Origin of the sequence: Psychrobacter sp. DM4, from assembly GCF_051307035.1 — a bacterium.
Classification (GTDB): domain Bacteria; phylum Pseudomonadota; class Gammaproteobacteria; order Pseudomonadales; family Moraxellaceae; genus Psychrobacter.
Map to the genome: position 1 here is coordinate 1,134,836 of NZ_CP195536.1, position 22,105 is coordinate 1,156,940.

General features: G+C 41.0%; 16 protein-coding genes. 11 read left to right on the top strand and 5 right to left on the bottom strand.

Annotated elements, in window-relative coordinates:
• The first annotated feature begins 133 nt into the window (after nt 1–133).
• The 6 genes from ACR64G_RS04995 to betT all read left to right on the top strand — a co-directional run bounded on the left by ACR64G_RS04995 (nt 134) and on the right by betT (nt 7,749).
• Nucleotides 134–904 carry an IclR family transcriptional regulator gene (locus ACR64G_RS04995; RefSeq protein WP_435980417.1) on the top strand — a complete coding sequence of 257 codons (771 nt, stop codon included), beginning with the start codon at nt 134–136 and terminating at the stop codon, nt 902–904.
• A 239-nt stretch (nt 905–1,143) separates the two neighbouring features.
• Nucleotides 1,144–1,488 (top strand): DMT family transporter, encoded by a 345-nt coding sequence (locus tag ACR64G_RS05000; protein ID WP_435980418.1) that lies wholly within the window; start codon nt 1,144–1,146, stop codon nt 1,486–1,488.
• Nucleotide 1,489: 1 nt separating this feature from the next.
• Nucleotides 1,490–2,062 carry a TetR/AcrR family transcriptional regulator gene (locus tag ACR64G_RS05005; protein WP_435980419.1) on the top strand — a complete coding sequence of 191 codons (573 nt, stop codon included), beginning with the start codon at nt 1,490–1,492 and terminating at the stop codon, nt 2,060–2,062.
• Nucleotides 2,063–2,193: 131 nt separating this feature from the next.
• Nucleotides 2,194–3,696 (top strand): betaine-aldehyde dehydrogenase, encoded by a 1,503-nt coding sequence (gene betB / locus ACR64G_RS05010; RefSeq protein WP_435980420.1) that lies wholly within the window; start codon nt 2,194–2,196, stop codon nt 3,694–3,696.
• Nucleotides 3,697–3,750: 54 nt separating this feature from the next.
• The gene (betA, locus tag ACR64G_RS05015; protein WP_435980421.1) at nt 3,751–5,448 is read left to right on the top strand and encodes a choline dehydrogenase; all 1,698 of its coding nucleotides are present in this window, start codon (nt 3,751–3,753) and stop codon (nt 5,446–5,448) included.
• Nucleotides 5,449–5,703: 255 nt separating this feature from the next.
• Nucleotides 5,704–7,749 carry a choline BCCT transporter BetT gene (gene betT, locus ACR64G_RS05020; RefSeq protein WP_025650601.1) on the top strand — a complete coding sequence of 682 codons (2,046 nt, stop codon included), beginning with the start codon at nt 5,704–5,706 and terminating at the stop codon, nt 7,747–7,749.
• 557 nt (nt 7,750–8,306) lie between these two features.
• Here the strand turns inward: betT and ACR64G_RS05025 are convergent.
• Nucleotides 8,307–9,635 carry a flavin-containing monooxygenase gene (locus ACR64G_RS05025; RefSeq protein ID WP_435980422.1) on the bottom strand — a complete coding sequence of 443 codons (1,329 nt, stop codon included), beginning with the start codon at nt 9,633–9,635 and terminating at the stop codon, nt 8,307–8,309.
• Between the two features lie 303 nt (nt 9,636–9,938).
• Here ACR64G_RS05025 and ACR64G_RS05030 point away from each other — a divergent pair, with 303 nt between their 5' ends.
• Nucleotides 9,939–11,252 (top strand): cation:proton antiporter domain-containing protein, encoded by a 1,314-nt coding sequence (locus tag ACR64G_RS05030; RefSeq protein ID WP_435980423.1) that lies wholly within the window; start codon nt 9,939–9,941, stop codon nt 11,250–11,252.
• Nucleotides 11,253–11,865: 613 nt separating this feature from the next.
• Nucleotides 11,866–12,102 (top strand): hypothetical protein, encoded by a 237-nt coding sequence (locus ACR64G_RS05035; protein WP_435980424.1) that lies wholly within the window; start codon nt 11,866–11,868, stop codon nt 12,100–12,102.
• Nucleotides 12,103–12,157: 55 nt separating this feature from the next.
• On the opposite strand, the gene ACR64G_RS05040 is transcribed toward ACR64G_RS05035, so the two are convergent.
• The gene (locus ACR64G_RS05040; RefSeq protein ID WP_435980425.1) at nt 12,158–13,753 is read right to left on the bottom strand and encodes a sensor histidine kinase; all 1,596 of its coding nucleotides are present in this window, start codon (nt 13,751–13,753) and stop codon (nt 12,158–12,160) included.
• Nucleotides 13,753–14,430, bottom strand: a complete 678-nt coding sequence (locus ACR64G_RS05045; protein ID WP_435980426.1) for a response regulator — start codon at nt 14,428–14,430, stop codon at nt 13,753–13,755. Before ACR64G_RS05045 ends, ACR64G_RS05040 begins: the two co-directional genes overlap by 1 nt.
• Nucleotides 14,431–14,982: 552 nt before the next feature.
• On the opposite strand from ACR64G_RS05045, the gene ACR64G_RS05050 reads away from it, so the two are divergent.
• The 3 genes from ACR64G_RS05050 to ACR64G_RS05060 all read left to right on the top strand — a co-directional run bounded on the left by ACR64G_RS05050 (nt 14,983) and on the right by ACR64G_RS05060 (nt 16,748).
• Nucleotides 14,983–15,414: a hypothetical protein gene (locus tag ACR64G_RS05050; RefSeq protein ID WP_435980427.1), complete on the top strand. Its 432-nt coding sequence runs from the start codon at nt 14,983–14,985 to the stop codon at nt 15,412–15,414.
• 577 nt (nt 15,415–15,991) lie between these two features.
• A complete protein-coding gene (locus ACR64G_RS05055; protein WP_435980428.1) occupies nt 15,992–16,360 on the top strand; it encodes a hypothetical protein in 369 nt (122 codons plus the stop codon).
• A gap of 61 nt (nt 16,361–16,421) precedes the next feature.
• Entirely contained in the window at nt 16,422–16,748 is a 327-nt protein-coding gene (locus ACR64G_RS05060) for a hypothetical protein (RefSeq protein WP_435980429.1), read from the top strand.
• A gap of 1,059 nt (nt 16,749–17,807) precedes the next feature.
• Here the strand turns inward: ACR64G_RS05060 and ACR64G_RS05065 are convergent.
• Together ACR64G_RS05065 and ACR64G_RS05070 are read right to left on the bottom strand one after the other, a co-directional pair.
• Nucleotides 17,808–19,655, bottom strand: a complete 1,848-nt coding sequence (locus ACR64G_RS05065; protein ID WP_435980430.1) for a hypothetical protein — start codon at nt 19,653–19,655, stop codon at nt 17,808–17,810.
• Between the two features lie 3 nt (nt 19,656–19,658).
• On the bottom strand, nt 19,659–22,103 hold the full coding sequence (locus ACR64G_RS05070) for an AAA family ATPase (protein WP_435980431.1): 2,445 nt from the start codon (nt 22,101–22,103) through the stop codon (nt 19,659–19,661).
• Nucleotides 22,104–22,105 lie beyond the last annotated feature (2 nt).

Here is a 22,105-nt window from a genome sequence, read left to right on the forward strand (position 1 = left end):
AACGATAAAAATATTATCGATATGTAAAATTTAACAGATTATATTTATAATAGCAAGACGCAAAAGAATTAGTTTTATCGTTATAATGAACACATTTATTCGCTAAGAATCAGTTAGAGATTTAGGGTAAGTCATGAGCAATACTAAAAAGAAGGGTTCAAGCGTTGAGCGAGTACTACAAATAGTAGAGGTGCTTGCTGCCTCACAACGGCCATTAAGTGTCAGCGATTTAGCAGAAACGTTAGAAGTGCCTGTGCCTAGCATGTATCGGCTATTGGACCAGTTGCAAAGTCTAGATTTCGTTCAATTGGATCTGCCAGGAAAAGTCACTTGCGGAAAACGCACGTACAAGCTTGCCATGAACTTATTGCAAAACAATGGTTTCAAAAATGAAAGGTTAGCCATACTGAACGAGCTATCAGCAAAAATAGGAGAGACGGTCGGTATTGCGATTTTACAAGACTTAGATGTGGTTTATATCGACCGCGTCATGTCAGATTGGCCACTACAGATATTTTTGCCTTCTGGCACTCATGTTCCTGTCTGGGCCAGCGCCAGTGGTAAATTGTTGTTGTCCCAGTTGTCGGATGAAAAATGCGAGCGCATCGTTGAAAAAATGTCATTACATGCACTAACGACTAAGACTCAGACCGATAAAAAGCAGCTCATACAAACGATTACCGCAACGCGCGAGACGGGAGTAGGCGTAGATAATGAGGAGTTCATTCCAGGTATGGTCGCCTGTGCTGTCATGATTCCAAATGGCGATCAACAAGCTTTTGCGACGATATTTACCCATGGTCCGACAGTGAGAAAAAGTCTAGAAGAGCTGCTTAGCTACGTGCCACTAATGCAAGAGGCGGCCAAAGAGCTGTCCGTTATCTTTAGTCAAGATTATGAGTAGACAAGTAGTTGCACAAACTTTTGACTGTGGTTTCTTGCTAATTAATAGCAGGTTTGTCACCATAACATAGTGCTAAAAGCATTGTGCTCTATTGAGTGCTTACCTCTTCGAGTATTTAGACAACTATATTTCTCAAATAAAGAGAATGAAATTTTTCCCTTCACATCATTAGTTTATTTCTATAGAATACCGACCGTATGGTTTCTTTTATGTTTTAAAAAATTATAGTGGGTTTAAATATGAGTCCCATCACTGTTGCCTACGGTTACTTAGCCATTGCTATCATTTGTGAAGTGGTTGGTACGACTTTTTTGGCAAAGTCAGAGCAGTTTACCCGTTTATTACCGACCTTGATTATGGGTGTACTTTATGCCATCTCATTTTATTTGTTGACACAAACCCTTAAAACAATACCGCTTGGTATTGCTTATGCATTGTGGGGCGGACTAGGAATTGTGCTGACATCACTCGTAGGCTTGATGTTTTTTAAGCAAAGTCTTGATACAGCGGCAGTGGTTGGTATCGCTATGATTGTGGGCGGTGTGGTGGTCATGAACTTATTCTCTAATTCTGTGGTGCACTGATATGGAAACAGAAAACGCGTACAAACGTAAAAAACAGCCAGAAGTTGTCCGTCGGGCGCTGCTCGATCAGGCAGCACGAATAACGCTAGAGCAGGGGTTGTCTAAAGTGACCTTTCAAGCGGTCGCTGATGCCGTTGGGGTGACCAAGGGCGGGGTGATGCATCATTTCGCGACCAAGAATGTGCTAATTACCGAAGTGTTTGATGATGCCATGGCAAAGTTTGAGGCCGAAGTAGATATGGCAATGGCTAAAGACCCTGTATCTTATGGCTCTTTCACCCGGGCTTACATCGATGCCACCATTAGTCTCGGGCAAAAAGGGCAAGCCGAGTTCGATAATCAAGCGACGTTATATGTGTTGATGTTAGGTGATCGTGAGCTGCGCGAGCTGTGGGCTAAGTGGGCAAACGAGCAATTACAAAAGCACGAAGCGACTGACAATACCGAAACGCTTTGTATGGTGCGTTTGGTTGCTGATGGTATTTGGCTCTCTGATTTTTCAGGCATCAACATATCGGACAAAAAATCGCTACGCGAGCGGTTAATAAAAATGACACAGCGTGAGAACGAATAGAGCTTAGTGATTTACTAAAGAAGTAGACACTTTACAACAGACACCCGTTAAATTTTTAAAACTCAAACAATGACGACATTATTTGGTATTAATTTTTATAAAGCTTTTGCCAATCGTCTTAAGGAATACCTATGACCATTTCAAACGAAACAAAAAACATCATCGATTTAGAGCAAACCCAAACCGCCTATATCAATGGTCGTTATCTAGCAGTCGATGACACGTTATCTACTTTTGAAGATATCAACCCTGCGACGGGTGAAGTTTTAGCGACCATCCAACAAACGACCAATGAGCAAATCGAAGACGCTGTTAAAGCAGCACAAAAAGGTCAAAAAGTTTGGGCAGCACTGACAGCAGTTGAGCGTGGTCGAATCCTATCAAAGGCCGTTGAGATATTGCGCGAACGCAATGACGTACTGGCATTGCTCGAAACCAAAGATACAGGTAAAGCGTATTCTGAAACCAAGTATGTAGATATCGTCACTGGTGCGGATGTCGTTGAGTATTATGCGGGTCTGGCACCGATGATTGAAGGTCGTCAGATTCCGCTACGTGATACCAGTTTTGTTTATACTCGCCGTGAGCCACTTGGCGTGGTCGCTGGTATTGGCGCATGGAACTATCCGATCCAAATCGCGATGTGGAAAGCAGCACCAGCATTAGCCGCTGGTAACGCGATGATTTTTAAGCCATCAGAAGTCACGCCGTTAACGGCTTTAAAACTAGCAGAAATCTTCACAGAAGCGGGATTGCCAGATGGTGTCTTTAACGTCGTGCAAGGGAACTATGAAGTGGGTCAGGCATTGACGGATCATCCTGATATCGCAAAAGTATCATTTACTGGCGGCGTACCGACGGGCAAAAAAGTCATGTCAAGCGCGGCAAGCTCCTCGTTGAAAGACGTGACACTAGAGCTGGGTGGTAAGTCACCATTAATCATATTTGAAGATGCAGATATTGATACGGCTGCGGACATCGCGATGATGGCGAACTTCTATAGCAGTGGTCAGGTATGTACCAATGGCACGCGCGTGTTCGTACCCAAGTCATTACAAGCCAAATTTGAAGAAGCTATTTTAACGCGTGCCAATCGTATTAAGTTGGGTGATCCAATGGATGAGAGTATCAACATGGGACCATTGGTCAGCTTCCCGCATATGCAAAGAGTGCTTGGCTATATCGAGCAAGGTAAAGCAAGTGGCGCACGATTGCTAACGGGCGGTGACCGTGTGACGACAGGCGAGTTGGCAAGCGGCGCATTCGTTGCCCCGACTGTTTTCACTGACTGCACCGATGAGATGACTATCGTACGTGAAGAGATATTTGGTCCAGTGATGTCGATATTGACTTATGAGACCGAAGAAGAAGTCATTCGCCGTGCCAATGATACCGAGTACGGCTTGGCAGCAGGGGTGGTAACCGCTGATTTGACTCGCGCACATCGAGTGATCGGTCAGATTGAAGCGGGTATCTGTTGGTTAAATACGTGGGGCGAGTCAGCTGCTCAAATGCCAGTCGGCGGTTACAAGCATTCAGGTGTTGGCCGCGAAAACGGCATTGAAGCTCTTGAGTATTATACGCAGACCAAATCTATCCAAGTAGAGTTAGGCGCGTTTGAGTCTGTATTTTAATAAACTATATTTTATTAATTCTTATTTTAAACAGACTATATTATGGAGCATTTTATGACATCAACCACACCTGAGTATGACTACATCATCGTTGGCGCAGGCTCAGCAGGAAATGTGCTGGCAATGCGTTTGACCGAAGATGCCAACATTAAGGTGTTGCTGTTAGAAGCGGGTCGTCCAGACCATCGCTTAGACTTTCGCACGCAGATGCCAGCGGCGCTCGCCATGCCGTTGCAAGGCACCACTTATAACTGGGGATACAAAACCGATCCCGAGCCGAATATGAATAATCGCGTGATGGACTGCGGTCGCGGTAAAGGTCTTGGCGGCTCATCGTTGATTAATGGTATGTGCTATATCCGTGGCAATGCGCTCGATTTTGACGATTGGGCGAAAATCAAAGGTTTAGAAGATTGGACTTATTCAGACTGTCTGCCTTACTTTAAAAAGCTAGAAAACTGCGACGCTGGCGAAAACGATTATCATGGCGTGGGTGGTCCAGTTGAGATGACTACTTCAAAGCCAGGAGTCAATCCGCTGTTTGAAGCGATGATTGAAGCGGGCGTACAAGCTGGCTATCCAAGCACTGATGATCTAAATGGCTATCAGCAAGAAGGCTTTGGGCCAATGGATCGCTTTGTGACGCCCAATGGTCGCCGCGCATCAACGGCTCGCGGTTATCTTGACCGTGCCAAGCCGCGTAGCAATATCACGATTTTGACTGGTGCATTGACCGATGTCATCTTGTTCGATGGTAAGCGTGCTGTCGGTGTCAAAGTAGAACATCAAGGTCAAACTAAAAACTTTTACGCATCTCGTGAAGTGATTGTTTCATCGGGCGCGATTGCCACACCGCAACTGTTGCAGCGCTCTGGCATTGGTCCTGGTCAATGGCTTAAAGATGTAGGCGTGACTGAGATTTTAGATTTACCGGGTGTCGGTAATAATTTACAAGACCATCTAGAGCTGTATATGCAGTATGAATGTAAGCTACCGGTCTCAATTGCACCTGCCAATAAATGGTGGAACAAGCCAGCGATTGGTGCGGAATGGCTATTTAATGGCACAGGGCTTGGTGCTTCAAATCAGTTTGAAGGTGGCGGCTTTATCCGTACCGATGAGAAATTTACGCATCCTAATATTCAGTATCATTTCTTGCCGTTAGCAGTGCGCTATGATGGTCGTAGCGCGGTCAAATCACATAGCTTCCAAGCGCATGTCGGTTCATTGCGCTCGCCAAGTCGTGGTCGTGTCAAGCTGACCTCAAAAGACCCAAGCGCGCATCCAAGTATCTTATTTAACTATATGTCTCATGACCAAGACTGGCAAGAGTTCCGTGCTGCCATGCGCATCACTCGTGAGATTATGCATCAGCCAGCGCTTGACCCTTATCGTGGACGTGCTATTGCGCCGACCGATGATCTAGTGACCGATGCGCAGTTAGATGAATATGTCCGTAACCATAGTGAGACGGCTTATCATCCTTCTTGTACTTGTCCAATGGGCGAAGGTAATGATTCGGTCGTCAATGGCGAAGGGCTGGTACATGGTATCGATGGTCTGCGAGTCGTTGATGCCTCTATCATGCCCAACATCATCAGTGGCAATCTCAACGCAACCACTATTATGTTGGCAGAAAAAATCGTTGATAAGATGCGCGGCGTACAGCTGCCACGCTCAACAGCGGACTATTATACGGCCAATGGTGCACCATTGAGAGCTGAGCCGATGCGTGCTTATGGTTCTGTTTAAATTAAATATTAATAAGAAGGCCTTTTTACATAAAGGTCTTTTTTATCCGCGCTACTGTTTTAGAAAACGAATACCATTAAAATTGATTTTTTAATGACTTACCTTGTTGCTTAAATAATTACCTAAGTGGTCATTACTTGAGCAACAAATTTTTATTTATTGGTACTGCTTTGTGCGTCATGCGGTTATCAGTCATAAAGTTATGACGGACAAAGCAATATCAGACCCTGTTTAATTTACCTATTGAGGTCTTTTATGTACAGCTCGCCATCAAAAGATGCGACGAAACCCCTGACTCTAAATAAGACGGTTTTTTTAGGTTCAGCTATTATTTCTATTTTATTAATAATCTGGACAATTGCATTTCCAGATTATAGTGAGGCATTATTAAGCTCAAGTATGGCATGGGTATCAGAGAGTTTTGGCTGGTATTACATGTTGGTAGTTGCCGCTTATAGTATATTTGCGTTATTCGTTGGCTTCTCCAAGTATGGTGATATCAAGCTTGGTCAAGATCATGAAAAAGCTCAGTTTCCCTTTTTAGCGTGGGCCGCGATGCTGTTCTCCGCTGGTATCGGCATTGATTTATTATTCTTTGGTGCGTCTGAGCCGTTGATGCATTATCTGACGCCGCATACTGGTTTAGAGCCTGCCAGTGAGGCGGCTATGCGTGAAGCACTTGCGCAGACCTTTTTACATTGGGGTCTACATGGCTGGGGCATTTATGCGCTAATCGGGATGGCATTGGCGTACTTTGCTTATCGCAAAAACATGCCATTAGCTTTGCGTTCACCACTGACGCCTATCTTTGGCGAGCGCTTAATTAAAGGCTGGCTTGGTGATGGTATCGATACCTTTGGTGTGGTTTGTACCTTGATGGGTATCGCGACCAGTTTGGGTATTGGTGTATTGCAAGCCAATGCGGGTTTGACTCATGTGTTTGGGATTGAATCCAGCAAAATGGTTCAAACCTTTATCATCATAGGTGTGGTCGCTGCCGCAGCGATCTCTGCGATGACTGGTGTGGAAAGAGGCGTCCGCCGTTTATCCGAATTTAATATGCTATCGTCGATATTGCTATTAATCGCGATATTGGTGATGGGTAACACGGTATATTTGCTGAATACCTTTACCCAAAATATTGGTCAATACTTCCAAACCATCGTTTTCAAAACCTTTGATGTGTATGCCTATGACGGTACTGCTGGTGCCGATTGGAAATCAGGCTGGACGATATTTTTCTGGGCATGGTGGGTCGCTTGGGCGCCATTTGTAGGTTTGTTTATCGCGCGTATTAGCCGTGGTCGTACCTTGCGTGAGTTTGTGTTTGGCGTGATGTTTATCCCACTTGGTTTCATTTTTGCATGGTTCTCTATCTTTGGTAATTCAGCGATAGATTTGGTCGCCAATGGTGCAACCGAACTTGGCGAAATCGCTGTTAATGATGCAGCGATGGGTATGTTTGCCTTGTTTGAGTACTTTCCTTACAGCGAAGTGCTATCATTTGCCGGTGTTGTGATTGGGTTAGTATTCTTTGTGACTTCAGCTGACTCAGGCGCTTTAGTACTCGCGAACCTAAGCTCAAGAGGCATGACCAATGATACCGACGCACCAGTTTGGTTACGCTTATTTTGGGCAGCAGCGACCGGTCTTATTACCTTAGGCTTATTGTTTGCTGGTGGTTTTGCCTCATTACAGTCAGTATCTGTGATTGCCGGTTTGCCATTCTCGCTTATTTTAGTCCTTTATATGGTGGCGATGTGGAGATCATTAAAAGAAGAGGGCAATAAGCGCAAAGCCAGTACGATTGGTACGGCTAACGTGCTCGATAGCGGTAAGAGCTGGAAAGCTCGCTTGCAGCGTATTGTCAGCTTCCCTAAACATGCACAAGTTGAACGGTTTTTACAAAATGTGGTCAGACCTGCCATGACGGAAGTTGAAAAAGAGTTTGCCGCAGGTGGTCTAAAAACCTCTTTGGATATCCGTAACCCTGAACATATCGGACAAGATATAGATGAGGGTATGGACGAGAGTAGCGGTCAAATAGATGGTCTCAAATTGCGAGTTGGACATGGCGATGAAGATGACTTTATTTATGAAGTTAATTTGATCAAAGCGGAACGTCCTAACTTTACATTGAGCACCTCAACTAAGAACGCAGAGTACTATTATCGTGCTGAGGTGTTCTTAAGCGAAGGCTCGCAAGAGTATGACTTGGTTGGCTACTCCAAAGAGCAAGTATTGGTCGATATCTTAAATCAGTACGAGCGTCATCTTCAGTATTTACATCTGGAGCGCTAATATTGAACTAACCGTGTATTTTAATAAGCTAAAATACAGGTGATATTTTTAAAATGTAGACATAATCTAAGCCCTTCACGTTGAATACATCAGCTTGAAGGGCTTTTTGGTTTTTATTAAAATATAGTCGATATTAAATTGAGACTTTACAAAATGAGTGCAAAATCGTCTCAACTTTCTTCGATGAAGAAAGTCGTGAGGTACTCGAATTAATGACACTAAGAGACGAGTAAGGTATCTTTCTAATCACGACTATATTTGGCATGACTGGACTATGGATCGCAGTTATGGCTGATGCTGGCGCGACGGTATTAGTCACCTTAAATGCATTGCGTTTGCTACGTTTCAAAGGCACTCGCTTGCCAGAATAATTATCGAAATTGAACTATGACTTAATACTGACATAAGCGGCCATTATACAATCACGCTAAATCTATGAGCATTGCTTAGCGCGCGTTATCAGTTATACTGAGCAAGCTCATTTTTTAACGTTATACCGAGTTCATTTAGATAGAGCATAGTTAAACCAATTTTGATTGGTATCTAGAACATCTTAGCTAGCCTTTCTCTAAAGCGCGCTTTTTCCCTTGTTTAATCTCCTTTTTTAAATGCGCGACGTAGTGGTCAAAATCAATTTGCATGGTGTGCCGAGCAGACTGATAATACTGATCTAAGTAGAGCGCATCGTCGCTTTTGGTAATATCTTGCATGTCATCAGCGTTTGGAAGACTATAATTTCCGGATATATATTCAGCAATGAGCTTTGACTGTTGTTCTGCTAGATTTAAGAGTGTAGGCAGGGCTTGTGCTAATCCTACAAAAAATAGGTTATTACGATTTAGCGGCACCATTCGCTTGAACAGTGGAAACTGATTGTTAGCGTCAGGCTTTGAGGAGTCATCGGTAAAAAACGGAAACTTAATATTATAGCCCGTAGCATAAACGACGATATCAAACTGCTCTTTGCTCCCATCTGTAAAGATAACGCTATTGCCCTCAAACCTCTCGATCCCAGGTTTCATAGTGATATCACCAGAGCCTACTCTAAGAGGAAATTCTCCAGAAACTGTAGGGTGAGCTTCAAAGGGCTTGTGATCTGGCACGGGTATTCCTAAAGATTCCATCGTGCCAATTTGTCTTTTGACGACTTGCTGCTGCAAAAATAGCTTGAGCTTTGGTGGTACCCAATGAGGTAGGGCAACCTTGTCGATAGGTTGTCCTTTGATGAACTTAGGAAGTATCCAAACCCCTCGTCTAGCGGACACGCATAGGTTCTTGGCGACCACTTTTTGGGATAGTTCCGAGGCGATATCCATCGCTGAATTACCCATGCCAACGATGAGAATGGACTTCTCCTTCATATCGAAAGGTTCAGTAGGATTTAGATAATCGTGCGAATGTATAATCTGGCCTTTAAATTCGTCATCACCTGGATACTCAGGAATCCTTTTTGACCAGTGATGACCGTTTGCGACGACCACATGCCGATATGTTTTTACCTCACCGTTACTAAGAGTGACGTTCCACAAGTTATCGATAGGTTCAGCATGATCAACACCCGTGTTAAAGATAATGAGTGGTCTTAAACCAAAGTGCTCTACATAAGATAAAAAGTAATCAAGGATTTGCGAATGATGCGGGAAATGTGGCCAATCTTTAGGTACTGGAAAATCTTCAAATTCTAGTTTATTTTTTGAGGTATCAATATGTAGGCTCTTATAACAAGAAGACATACCGTTAGGGTTTTTATAGTACCAATTACCGCCTATATTATCGGATATCTCAAAACAGTCGAATGAAATATCGTATTCCTTTAGTCGCTTTGCGGTCGTAAAACCACTTGGACCTGCGCCAATAATACAAACCTCTTTATCCACCTTTGCCATAGCTTATCATTCCCTGATATATAGTAATAAATGTAAAATCTTATAATTTTTTAACACTAATTGATATGAGATACAAGTGATAGTTTACAAGAGCAAGATTGCGTTACAGGTATCTATTTTTGCAATAAAAGAACGACAGTTATCTAAAAAAGGACGACGATAACGTTTAAGAAATCGTGTAAATACTCTAAAAAACCAAGGTATTAATTAAGTGTTTTTTTAGGTGATAACGGCTATGGTCGCATGCTAATCAAAGTATTGTAGCTATAATAGAACATATAGAAATTCAAAAAGGTCATTGTCTTGCAGATATTAAGTATTGATCCTCGCGACGTGTTTTATTTGGTATCAGGCTTAGCGTTTTTTAGTTTGATTATTATCCAACTGCAAACCCGCCTGCCATTTATCGCAGCGCCGCCACTTTATATTGTCATTGGCGCTGTGCTAGCTTTATCGCCTTTTGCTCTGCCCACTATAGATCCGCGCTTGGGTGAGATGTCTTTACTCATAGTCGAGCATGCAACAGAGCTGATTGTCATCGTCTCGTTAATTGGAGCGGGACTTGCAATCGATAAAAAGATGGGCTTACGCTCATGGAACGTCGTATGGCGACAGCTCGCAATTACCATGCCGTTGACTATTTTGGGCGTTATAGGTCTAGCGATGGGTCTAGTGGGTTTATCCTTAGCATCTGCTGTGTTACTAGCAGCAGCGTTAGCGCCAACGGACCCCGTACTGGCACGCGCCGTACAAGTGGGTAAACCTACCGAAGGCGACGAGAGTATCGTGCGCTTAGGTCTAACAGGAGAGTCAGGACTCAATGACGGGCTTGCCTTTCCCTTTATCTACCTTGCTATTGTCTTATCAGGCCTGACGGTTACACAAATTGAGTCTGGTAGTTGGCTGTGGTCGTGGCTTGGGTATGATGTGCTATATAGAGTCGTCGTTGGCATTGGGGTAGGTTGGGTGTTTGGACGGTACTGTGCAAAACTGATCTATTCTCCAGTGGGCGACGCTGGCACGAATAGTGGCGAGCGCGGTGATAATGCTGGTTTAACTATGATGGCTTCTACTTTTGCCTGCTACGGTCTAACAGAGATGGTTTCAGGCTACGGTTTTTTGGCCGTATTTATATCGGCTGTGGCCGGACGCTCATTGGTTCGTGGTCACAAAGAGCACGACGCCTATGTCAAGCATCCGCATCGCTTCTCAGAGCAGATAGAGTCATTACTACTGGTGCTATTATTATTGTGGTTCGGAGGTCTGATCGTATCAGGGCTGATGGATAATTTATCTTGGCAAGAGATTGCGGTTGCCGCATTGCTGCTACTAGTAGTACGACCACTGGCAGGGATGATTGCCAATATTGGACTTGATGCTTGCTTTGCCGAACGAGCGGCACTGGCCTTTTACGGTATTCGAGGTATGGGTTCCATATTTTATATCGCTTATGCCATGAGTCATGGAGAATTTAGCGATAGTGATGTGGTTTGGCGCATTGCTGCAGTGACCATCGCAGGCTCAGTATTGCTACACTCCATTAGTGCTCCAATCGTCATACCTTTTGTAGAGCGCTTGCGTGAGGACAACGAAGCTAAAAAGCAGGGTAGTGGCTAATCAAGCTAAACCCTGTGTTCTATGTGTCTTACTCATAGTTAAAGTCCATCGCCATAACCCTATATATTCCAAAACGTCTGAAATTCCCATAAAAAAAGGCTTGCCGTATTGCTACGAACAAGCCTTTTTTCTTTGTACACTATAAATATGGTAGGTCCAGTATTAACCATGCGATATTATTAACTTGTTAATTTAAAATAATTTATCTAAAAAAACTTTTGATGATACCAAAAATTCATTATGGTTATTAATCTAAATCAACGTAGTATAAAGTAAGAATATGAAAATATTAATTGTTATTGTTGTCACACCTCGCTCCAAAGCCCTGCATCTTCACAAGCTAGACAACTTTAATCAGTGTTCCTACCGTGCATTCCTTATTCTATCTAATACTAGTACTTTGCTAAAGCATTTCGCGATATTTACCGTCATCTATCCCAGCTTGTTTTGGCCGATATTCACCAGTTGCAGCGTCTTTTGTTTGACAAGAGCACGCTATATCCGATCTCGCTTGACCATATGATTCAATAGATGTTTAGTATTTTTGAGAGTCAAACCAAATCAATCTATTATCGACTATTGACATCCGACATGAATTTAAAAGGAGATTATAATGAAAAACATTATGAATGGGTATATCGCCGTTATCGGCTGGACTTTATTATCGCTGCTAGCAATCGTACTTAGCGTTGATATGATAAGTGTTTATGTTAGTACCCAAGGATATATGGAGGTGGCAAGCAGCGCAGCAGTGACCGTACCATTGGTTGCCGCACTTGCAATAACTACTATCATCGTCGGTGCTAGATATTATCCTACCAACCATAGCTCGATTGATGATTATCTTTAACCTTAAGGTGTTGATTGGCTTTTTGATATCTAACTACATCACTTATAGTCATCACTCAAACATCTACGGGCAAGGCCACCTCGACAATAAGCCCTGTCATGCCATCTTGACGGTTTTTGGCATTAATATGACCTTTATGCGCCGCAGCAATCGCGTGAGCAATCGCCAGTCCAAGACCGTAACCACCGACATGCCCACCACTTTGATTGGGGCGTAAGCGTCCATTAGCAGAATTGGTTTCTTTTGGACGCTGTCTGGAGGTATCTAAGCGTACAAATGGCTCAAATATACGTGCTAAATTCGCCTCAGCTATGCCTTCGCCTTGATCTATAATACTCACCTTAAGCAGTTCTCGCTTGTTTTGTCTACTGGTTTGGGTAGTGGTGAGTTCTATCTTAGCCAAGACGGTAGAAAATGACTTGGAATATATAAAGGCATTACGAATGATATTTTCAAACGCGCTATGCAATTGCTCTTTATTACCAAAGATAGTATATGACTGCTGAGCTGGATATTTGATGCTAGTATTATTGACATCAGCATCAGTATTAATGGACTCAACAGAGAATTGGCATTGCCACTCAATATTCTTGTCCTGAAACTCAAAGCAGACGTCCTGACCAATATCATTAAGTAGCACTCCTATATCTACTGATTCGTAGTCTTCAGACTGAGTCTTGTAACGCTGCATTTGTAGTGATTGAATATTAATAATCTGTGCAATCAGCTCATTCATGCGCGCTGATTCCCTTTGAATGCGATCAAGATAAAGCGCAGTCTCTGGTGCATAGTCGCGGGTAAGCTCAGTAGCTACGTCCAATCGAGCCAGTGGAGAGCGCAGCTCATGGGAGATATCGCTGAGCATTTGCTTTCGAGACAGCTCGCTATCCACCAATCTATCAGATAATTTAGCGACATCTTTGGCTAATGCACCCAACTCATCATCTCCAAGCTCAGATAAATCATCCCCAGCCAAATAATCACCTGCGCTTATACGGTGTACCGCAAACTGAACCTTACGAATACGTTTAGATAAAGCACGGCTAAACCAGTAACAAGCCAATAAGCTAAAGAGTAAAATGACACCTACTCGCACGGGAAAATGAGTCTTTTGTAGCGCTATAAGATCGCGTAGAGGCAAGCGAGGTTGCAGCTGTACAGTATAATTATAACCATCAGGGGTGATAACAGATTGATCTGCTAGTCCAGGATATTTACTGATGTCTGCTACTACATTCTGGTTTTGAAAGATTGGACTAGGCGGTGATTCCAAAAGATCTGACGGCTCGGGCCCTCTACCAACATCTTGTACGTTTTGGTCTCTTGAGGGCCGAAAGCGAAAAGATAAATGTACTCCTTGTTCATCAACGATGAGAATTTGATCCCGAAGCCCACGCTCGCGACGGTAAATCTGGTTGATGGTGTTGTAGTTCCCTAACATCAAAGCCTGCATGATGTCTAAGCGAACAGTGGATAGATGCTCTATTTGTAACGCCATACGCGACTCTAAAGCTTGCGTATTCATCCAGCGCTCCATACTCACAGATATAGTAGACGTTACCAACAATAACAGTAGTAAACTAATAAACAGTCGCCAAAATAAGGAGGCGGATAGATTGAGTGCGCGCTTATATACCGAAGAAGTATTCATTAGAGTACCAACTGATAGCCCCTGCCGCGAATAGCTTTGATAGACTCATCATGAAAAGGCTGAAGTTTTTTGCGCAGGCGGGATACATGCACATCAAGACTACGATCAAAGGGCTGTAGCTCACGCTGTAGTACAGTTTGTGAAAGCCACTCTTTACTAGCAACCTCACCTTTTTGCTGTAGCAATGCTACTAGCAGATCAAACTCAGTACCCGTTACTTGTAGCTCACTACCATCAATAGTACAGACACGATGCCTTTGATCTAAAGTCATTCGATCATGAGTGAGGACAGGGGTATCTACTGAGAGTACAGTCGTGCGCTTGATAACAGCATTGATTCGTGCCAGCAGCTCGCGAGGATTGCAGGGCTTGGCAATGTAATCATCAGCGCCAAGCTCAAGACCAATAATACGATCAATCTCATCGCCTTTTGCCGTCAGCATAATCACTGGAATTTGACGCGTAGCTGGCAGTTGCCGCAATACGCTAAGTCCATCTATTTTGGGCATCATAATATCGAGCACAAGTAGATCGTACTCATAAGCGGTATCTTGTAATCGCTCTATCACTTGCGACCCATCATAGACGCAGTCGCAGCTGACCCCATGATTATGCAAATACTCTTGCAGCAATTGAGTCAGCTCTTCGTCATCATCACCAAGAAGTATATGAGTCATAACAGGGTCCTAAGTTTTTGATAAAAGATTGCTTATTAGCATACTGTTTTTTTGATGTACTCATATTGCTAAATTCAATGAAGCTATGCGTACATTTAGGGCATCAAGTAAGTTTACAAGAGATAAAGGTTTAATAGTGTCAATCGTAACCTTTCTTAAAGTTTCACAAATCTACGTAACACGCATTTGTATTATCATTTGTCTAGTTGACCACTACAGTTTGACCTTTAGAGAGGGCAAGTGGCAGCAGAGTTCCCTTAAGAAATCATTTACGATGACTAGTAGCTTGCATGATCAAAAACAGGGCTAACGATCGCTTTGATGGTAGAATCTTTAACGGCTTGTAGCAACGATAAAGCAGTTAGCCCTACATCCGTAACGTCTACTAGCGATGTAAAGCCATGAAATACGATATATAGGGGAACCGCTTCAGTCTCTCAAGGCGCATCGACTATAAGTATACCCTCGCTATACGAATGCAATAATGGTAGAAATGCTCCCATTGTTCAGAGTCAAGGCACTGACGGCAAACTATGGACACTACCCGCTGAGATGAACTTTACAAATAGCCGCTTTCCGTTTGCTTACGATCTAAATAACCCTTGTACAGGTGTACGCTACGCCTCAGCTACAGAGGCTCGCGATGCGCTAAACCCATCTGATATGATTGAGATTGATGCCGATGGTGAAGTCATCACGGCCGACATCTTTGCCGATGACTATTTTGAGATGTACGTTAATGGCATATGTGTCGGTAAAGACAGTGTGCCTTTTACTCGATTTAATTCTAACGTGGTACAATTTAAGGCCAAAAAGCCCTTTACAGTGGCGACGAAACGGGTTGATTGGGAAGAGAATAGGGGTATTGGTTCAGAAAGCAATCGAGGGCAGTCTTATTATTCAGGTGATGGCGAGGTAGTTACGGTATTTATGAATACCGATAATGAAATCGTTGCCAAAACTGACGATAGCTTGAAAGCGTAAACCTTTTACAGCGCGTCTATTCGGAATCTGAGCTGTGTCACCGAAAAAGACGCGTTACGTCTGACAAAAAATTGCTCAACTGAAGGCAGTAATGATGGCACGCAAGATTATACATTGCACTGGCAGCTGCCTGACAATTGGTATGCGCAAGACCTTAATGATAGCGCTTGGCCTAACGCTACCGTATTTACAAATGATGAAATTGGTGTCGATAATAAGTCCGCTTATACCGACTTTGTCGATAACCCAATAACGACGCACGTTTTATATAGTCAATCAATGTCATATTAGACAACGAGGTTATCGTACGCCACACTGTTGATTATTATTCATTCGTTTCATCAACATCAAAAAAAAACCAACTTTGATGAGTTGGTTTTTTTTATGCGTTATTTATAAATACTAAATCAAGCTCTAGCAGCAAACGTTACTTTTCTTAAAGTTTCATAAAGCTACGCAACAGATAAAACAAATATACTTTTCTTATGGGGGTGGGGCAAAAGATTCAGTATTCTTCCTTATGAAATCTAATAGCTGGATTATCGCTGTTCATAATAATGACTTAAATGGAATAACAATGAAAAGTTTAGCGTTGGGGTTTTTAGTATCGTTGATAGAAAATATCGCAGTCATTTTAATACTACCGACTCTAAAAAGTTTGGCTCTTGGTGTAATGTTAGCCGCGTCCACGATTTTTACAATAATCAATCCTGCAAATGCGGCTGCTAATAATATGACACATTACTCTGCACCAGTAGCAGCCCATCAGGACATTGCCAAAGAATCTGAATCAACTACCAATAGTAAAGAGGGTAATTTAAAAAATAATGACCAACAGCAATATAACCGATCAAAATATAATAGTGTTAAACAAAGGGTTGAGATGAATCGAACGCTCAAAACGGGTGAGGATCGCAGAATAGGATCTGGGAGTTATAGCTCTTAATTTTAAAACCAAATGTTTAAGCTAGCATCAGGATATTAATTTTACAAAAGGGAATGTTGTCATGAGAAATTATTTTAATTTGTTTAGCACTAAAGCGCGATTGCTCTGTTTGGGATCAGCACTATTCATAGCACCAGTAACCTCAAGTTTTGCCATTTTGCCGATACCATTAGCAATATTTGAACCTGAATCAATTTCGTTACTCTCAGCGAATGACAAAAAACTATCAACTAGCTATGATGATGTTAATTTTGAAGATAGCAACTTAATGACTCGCAATCAAAGCCAAGCTAAAAAGTATACTACTGAATATTTAGTATCTAACATTGAGCGTATACCAGCCCTTTATCTTAGTGAACGTACCATTATTATGAAGTCTACATTGTAAGTGGTCTTACCAATCTTGTTTGTGCATATATGCTAAGCTGTCGTCAAAGCTCTTTAAATTTATTAAGACAGATCTGTTTGCTGCGATTACTAATCTGACTAATGGTAAACACGAGAATGTAAAACTTGCGAAAACTAATTACGCTACACAAGACTCAATATTTGTTCTACCAATTATTCAGGGTAAAAACCCTGACATTCATAAAGCCACCTGACCAATATTTTTTAGTGCTTTACTTTATATGTACTACGAATACTAGCTTAAAGCGTTTATAAACACATTCTTCTTATATTTTGGTTGATACCAGCATGTTTGTAAATGACTTTCATGAACCCACAATATCAAAAGTAATGACATCTAGTAACTCTCATATTATAGGTATAAATCAAACTGAAATAACCACTACATTGCATACCATCTGAGTAGAAATGTAGCATCCAAAGTAGCTCTAAGTAAGCTGTTCTCGCTGCTTCCAGTTCTTATGACTCAAAGACATGCGCTTAAGTAAGTCGCGTCTTTATCTCCAATCAGACAGCTTGATTCTACTTAATTAGTATCTTAGGTTTGGGAGGGTTACCCTAGCTTTCAAGACAGATAATTAATTACTTAAATTTACTCTTTTGCTCAGTTTATATAGTTCACCATATACTAAGACATTCCTAAAACTTCTAAAAATTCCATAAAAAAAGGCTTGCCGCATCGCTGCGAACAAGCCTGATTTCTTTGTACACTATAAATATGGTGGGCCCAGTATCAACCACATAAATATTCCAAGTTATTGATTTAAATATTTTTATTTAAAAATATTTTTTCTTATACCAACGGTTATACCAACAATTGAATCGAATTATAGATCGATTTTCCAGCCAATATTACAGTATGTTTGGTCTTAAAATTAATTGTTATTTATTGTTAGATATAAGTAATATGCTAATTGAAGAATATAAATTATTCTAACGCTACCTTAACATCATTCAGATAATATGTGGGGAAGGAAAATGCTAAGAAGTCATGTATATATTCTTACCCCATAGTGGTAGGTAGTGAGTAAAATATTGTCTATTCTAGTGAGAATTTAATATTCCAACGACCAGCTTCCTTATATTCACCTTTAGCATTCAATTTAAAATATCGGTTCTTATCAGCATCTGAGGTTAGCTGATAGGTTACACCACATTGCGAGTTTAAGCATTGCGCGATAAAGGTACGATTGGTTGCTCTTGGTTCAAATGTGGATAGTTGATGACATAAAGGGCAGTGCTTCAAAACTGCTACTTCTTGATTTTTTTCTAGCAGACTCGCTTTATCTGTATGACGCAAGTAGCTTTCAATTTCTTTTTTACTATTAATAGATAACTCATTTATTAATTGATAGCTACTGGCGTTCTTATAGATACTATTAGTCTCTGCTAGACTTTGTAGAGCACGACTGGAGATTTTATTAAATGGTAGGTCACTGGCATATCCTGTTAATATGTCAACGTATAGCCATTCTAGCAGTCGAGTAATAAGGCGCTCGGTAGCCATAAAATTAAGTGGATTAGCTAGTATCGCATTGTTTGTGACAGGCTTATTCTCTGATAGGTCAATCTTTGACTCTAAAAGATGAATAACGATCAGATGGGGATTACTTTTTATATCATGATTTAAGGTATCATCAATTTGATTGGCGATGGAAATAATATTTAATAGGTTTTTCGAATATGTATGAGTCAAACGCCAGTTATGTGTTTGTTGATCGACTTCAACAGTTACTTGCCAGTTAAGTTCATCGTTTGCTAGAAGTATACTACCAGTAGTTTTTTTAATAGTATTAAAATTCAACTCTTCGAGTGCCCTTAATAAAATTAACAAAGCATATTGATTGTACTCTTCTTGGAACTGGCGCTTTTTTTCCAACGCTTTAATTAAATCTTTCACTTCTTGAGACTGTTTATTGAGTTTTGTCCATAAAATACCCACATGTCTATAGTGTTGGTCATGCATCAAGATATTTGTCTTGTGCAACTGGTTTGAAATATTCTTATGGGCTTGAGGGATTTTTAGGTAGAGTCCAAAACTTTGTAATCTAGTTATGTTATCTTGCAATGCTAAGTTTTTTTCACTAATTGTCATTAGCTCTTTGCGTTTTTCGGCGGATTTTTCATCACTGAGATTGCTTGCCCATAAACTACAAAGAAGGCTGGTTAGTTTGTAATAGCTTTCATGCGCTTTATCAAGTTGTAGGGCATCATCAATATTATTGATTTGTTCCTCTAGTTCTCTAAGTCGTTGTTGTAAAAATAGCATGACCCTATCGAGTAGTCTTGAAAAAACTTTATTTTCATATATAGAGTAGTTATCGTCACTAATTTTAGCTAAAAGTTTTCTAGGATACACGCCTGCTAAAGTACGCCTTTGCCAAGTCTCGGAATGCACAGCTAAATAACGATGAGCTTTATTAGATATCTTCTTTGCTCGGCTAACATCAATTAACTCTTCATCGTAACGAATATCAAGTCTAGGCTGGTAGGCTATTTGATGTAAATGACCTGTTTCCAATACGTCGAACAAAGATTGTTCAAAATCGTTCAATTTAGCAGTGTCCTCGAACACTTTCTCAGGCACAAGTGGGCTAGGTAGAGGAGTCAATTCATCCTCTGCTAGCCATAATGCCAATTGTAAGGCTATATGTTCAATTGAACGACTCATTGTACTTGTTATCGCTGGATCTAGGCATAGTACAGAATCTGCGTCATCTATCACAAAGTGCCCTGTACTATCACAGAAAAGAATAGTATAAGCATCTACTTCAAAACGTCGATTGTAAGTAAATGGGCGAGTATTCACATATCTTTGTGGAATTACAGAAGTAATTATAGGTAATGTGGATAATGAGACGATATCGCCTGTAATTCTATCAAGCATATATTAGACTCCACTTAACCTTTCTATATCCTGCTCTAAAAGATAACTACTCTCTTCAGGGACATCCGATAAACCTAAGGTCTCCCATATCCGTAGTAAGCTATCGTTGATATCCTCAATCTTATCAGAACGTGTATCATATCGACCACAGACTTTACCAATACGGAATACTTTAGTAGCTAACAAATGGTCAAGTGCTTCTGCCATCGTGCCACCGCAAGCCATATAGACAGGAATAAACTTACGAGCTTGGTTTTGCAAGCGATTACCCCAGCTAACTTTAATTTTAAGTAGGTTTTTTTGCAATTCGCTCTCTAATAACAACTCGAATATATCATCGACATCTGACTGATGTTTTGTAATAGCTTGTTCAAAACGTTCTATCAAACTGCTATAGGAGTATTGAGTATTGTCCACCGTATTATCGAAAGTAAGTTTCTCACTTCTGTGTATTTCCATAACGTGGGCTCTATCATAGGTTTTGTCAGCAAACTCTTTGGTTGTTTCATCGTGGTTTGCAGTGCCTATAAACCATACATTTTTAGGTATCTCTAAGGTCCGACCATTTTTAAATAGCAAGGGTGCATCATGATGTGAGCTATCTAATAAGTTTATTTTTGCGATATCAGAAGTTTCTAATAGAGACAAAAAGTCAGCAAAATACTGTTCAGGTTGAGACAAATTCATTTCATCTAACAAAATTATTTGTAGAGTGTTCTGAAATCGCGGTTGTTGGGCACGGTATAAAGCTTGTAATGCTTCTTTGGCATAGAATTTTTTCTCAAACGCGTTATAGTGACCTAATAAATCTTCTCTATCACGCCAGCCTGCTTGTACTCGAATCACCTCGCAATAAAGTTCATTATCATTATCGGGTGGGTTATTAATCGCTTTTGCAAAGGCTCGAGCTAAGCTAGTCTTACCTGTACCAGAGATACCTTGCAAAATATGTAGCTTGCTCATTGACAGTCCAGCAATAAATAGCCGTATGTCTTTATTAGTATAATAAAGACCTTGATTGGCAATGCGGGCACGCATAAGGTTTGAGAATTCCTCTAAGCTTGGCACGGCTTGCAAGCCACTTGCTAGACTACTGAATTTTTCATCCATGTCACTAAGTAGCGAAAATGGTAGTGCGCCTTTTTGAGCATCTTCTAAGTCATCAATCTGACTTTTTAATTGTTCAATACTAATATTCAGCACTCTTTTATGTTCTTCTAATATTCGTTTTTCTTGTAGCAAGTTTTGACGTTCAAGCGCGCTTAATCGAGTGTTATTAAGTTCACTCTGAGCCTGGGCATAGCTTGCTTTTAAGTCTTCTAATTGACTTAGTGTGTCATCTAATCTTTCTTCTAATCTTTGATTATCTTCTATTAATCCATCTTCATAACGTTCACTTAGTTCATGCTTAAGCTCTCTATTCTTCTGTCTAAGTCGGTTTAGTTCTTCTTGAACGTTATTGATACCATCGTTGGTTAGTTGGCGCTTTAAATCCTCAAATTGAGCATTTTCTTGTGCCATTCTATCTATCTCGTCAATTGCCTTTCTTTTACTCTCTATAAGCGCTTTGTTTTCAGCGGCTAATTGAGTTAGTTTTGCTTCAAACTGCCGATGAATATGGCTTTTCAGTACATCGTTTTGAATGTCTAACTGTGCTTTCGTTTCTTCTAATTCAGTTTGCGCCAGTTTAAGTGCGCTCTCCTGTTCGACTAAATCTAACTTTTGCTTTTGTAAGGCTTTGTTGTCATTTTCTTTTCTAGCGTGTAATTCTTTTAGTAAATCCTGCTCTAAATTATTGGCTCTAAGGGTCAACTCTTCTTCTATCAATGATATTTGTTGTTCACGCTCTCTAAGCTGGTTATCTTTATCATAAATATTTTTTAATCGTTGTTCTATTTGAGCTAGAGATGTTTTCTGTAGTTCACTTAGCTCTTTATTTTTGACTTGTAGCGCTTCTTGTTTTTGACTTGCAAAACCTAATTCAGCATTAATTTGTTGCTCTTCTAAAACAGATAACTGCTTTCGAAGCTCAAGCTGTTCTGTTTTTAAACTTTTCTTTTCTTCTAGTAACTGCTGACGTGCGTTGTCAACCTCTGTTTGCCGTTGAGCTATTGATGCATTGTCTTCGTCAAGTTTGGTCTTTTGACGGTATAGATCGCTCTTTTGTTGTTCTAGAGCTTCAAGCTCTTCATTTAGAAGAGTGCTTTTACTTTGGTATTCAGCCGAGTCTTGCTTGTATTGCTGTTCAGCTTCAGTATAAGACTCTAGGTCAGCTAGCATCTTATCTCTAAGCTCATTATCCTTTTCCAATAACATTTCTTGTTCTTTATTGACAATCGAACCTGTAACACTTTTTAGAAGCTCTGATATTTTTGTAACCTCTTTATTTGCACTAGGGCTAGGAATTTCAGACTTTACATGGTTATTTTTTCTGTTCTTTCTTGCCATAG

What these genes read in the sequence shown, in the direction of transcription:
- ACR64G_RS05070 (WP_435980431.1), bottom strand. Translation starts at nt 22,103, where the DNA reads ATGGCAAGAAAGAACAGAAAAAATAACCATGTAAAGTCTGAAATTCCT.
- ACR64G_RS05025 (WP_435980422.1), bottom strand. Translation starts at nt 9,635, where the DNA reads ATGGCAAAGGTGGATAAAGAGGTTTGTATTATTGGCGCAGGTCCAAGT.
- ACR64G_RS05045 (WP_435980426.1), bottom strand. Translation starts at nt 14,430, where the DNA reads ATGACTCATATACTTCTTGGTGATGATGACGAAGAGCTGACTCAATTG.
- ACR64G_RS05055 (WP_435980428.1), top strand. Translation starts at nt 15,992, where the DNA reads ATGAAAAGTTTAGCGTTGGGGTTTTTAGTATCGTTGATAGAAAATATC.
- betB (WP_435980420.1), top strand. Translation starts at nt 2,194, where the DNA reads ATGACCATTTCAAACGAAACAAAAAACATCATCGATTTAGAGCAAACC.
- ACR64G_RS04995 (WP_435980417.1), top strand. Translation starts at nt 134, where the DNA reads ATGAGCAATACTAAAAAGAAGGGTTCAAGCGTTGAGCGAGTACTACAA.
- ACR64G_RS05060 (WP_435980429.1), top strand. Translation starts at nt 16,422, where the DNA reads ATGAGAAATTATTTTAATTTGTTTAGCACTAAAGCGCGATTGCTCTGT.
- betA (WP_435980421.1), top strand. Translation starts at nt 3,751, where the DNA reads ATGACATCAACCACACCTGAGTATGACTACATCATCGTTGGCGCAGGC.
- ACR64G_RS05050 (WP_435980427.1), top strand. Translation starts at nt 14,983, where the DNA reads ATGAACTTTACAAATAGCCGCTTTCCGTTTGCTTACGATCTAAATAAC.
- ACR64G_RS05035 (WP_435980424.1), top strand. Translation starts at nt 11,866, where the DNA reads ATGAAAAACATTATGAATGGGTATATCGCCGTTATCGGCTGGACTTTA.
- betT (WP_025650601.1), top strand. Translation starts at nt 5,704, where the DNA reads ATGTACAGCTCGCCATCAAAAGATGCGACGAAACCCCTGACTCTAAAT.
- ACR64G_RS05005 (WP_435980419.1), top strand. Translation starts at nt 1,490, where the DNA reads ATGGAAACAGAAAACGCGTACAAACGTAAAAAACAGCCAGAAGTTGTC.
- ACR64G_RS05000 (WP_435980418.1), top strand. Translation starts at nt 1,144, where the DNA reads ATGAGTCCCATCACTGTTGCCTACGGTTACTTAGCCATTGCTATCATT.
- ACR64G_RS05040 (WP_435980425.1), bottom strand. Translation starts at nt 13,753, where the DNA reads ATGAATACTTCTTCGGTATATAAGCGCGCACTCAATCTATCCGCCTCC.
- ACR64G_RS05065 (WP_435980430.1), bottom strand. Translation starts at nt 19,655, where the DNA reads ATGCTTGATAGAATTACAGGCGATATCGTCTCATTATCCACATTACCT.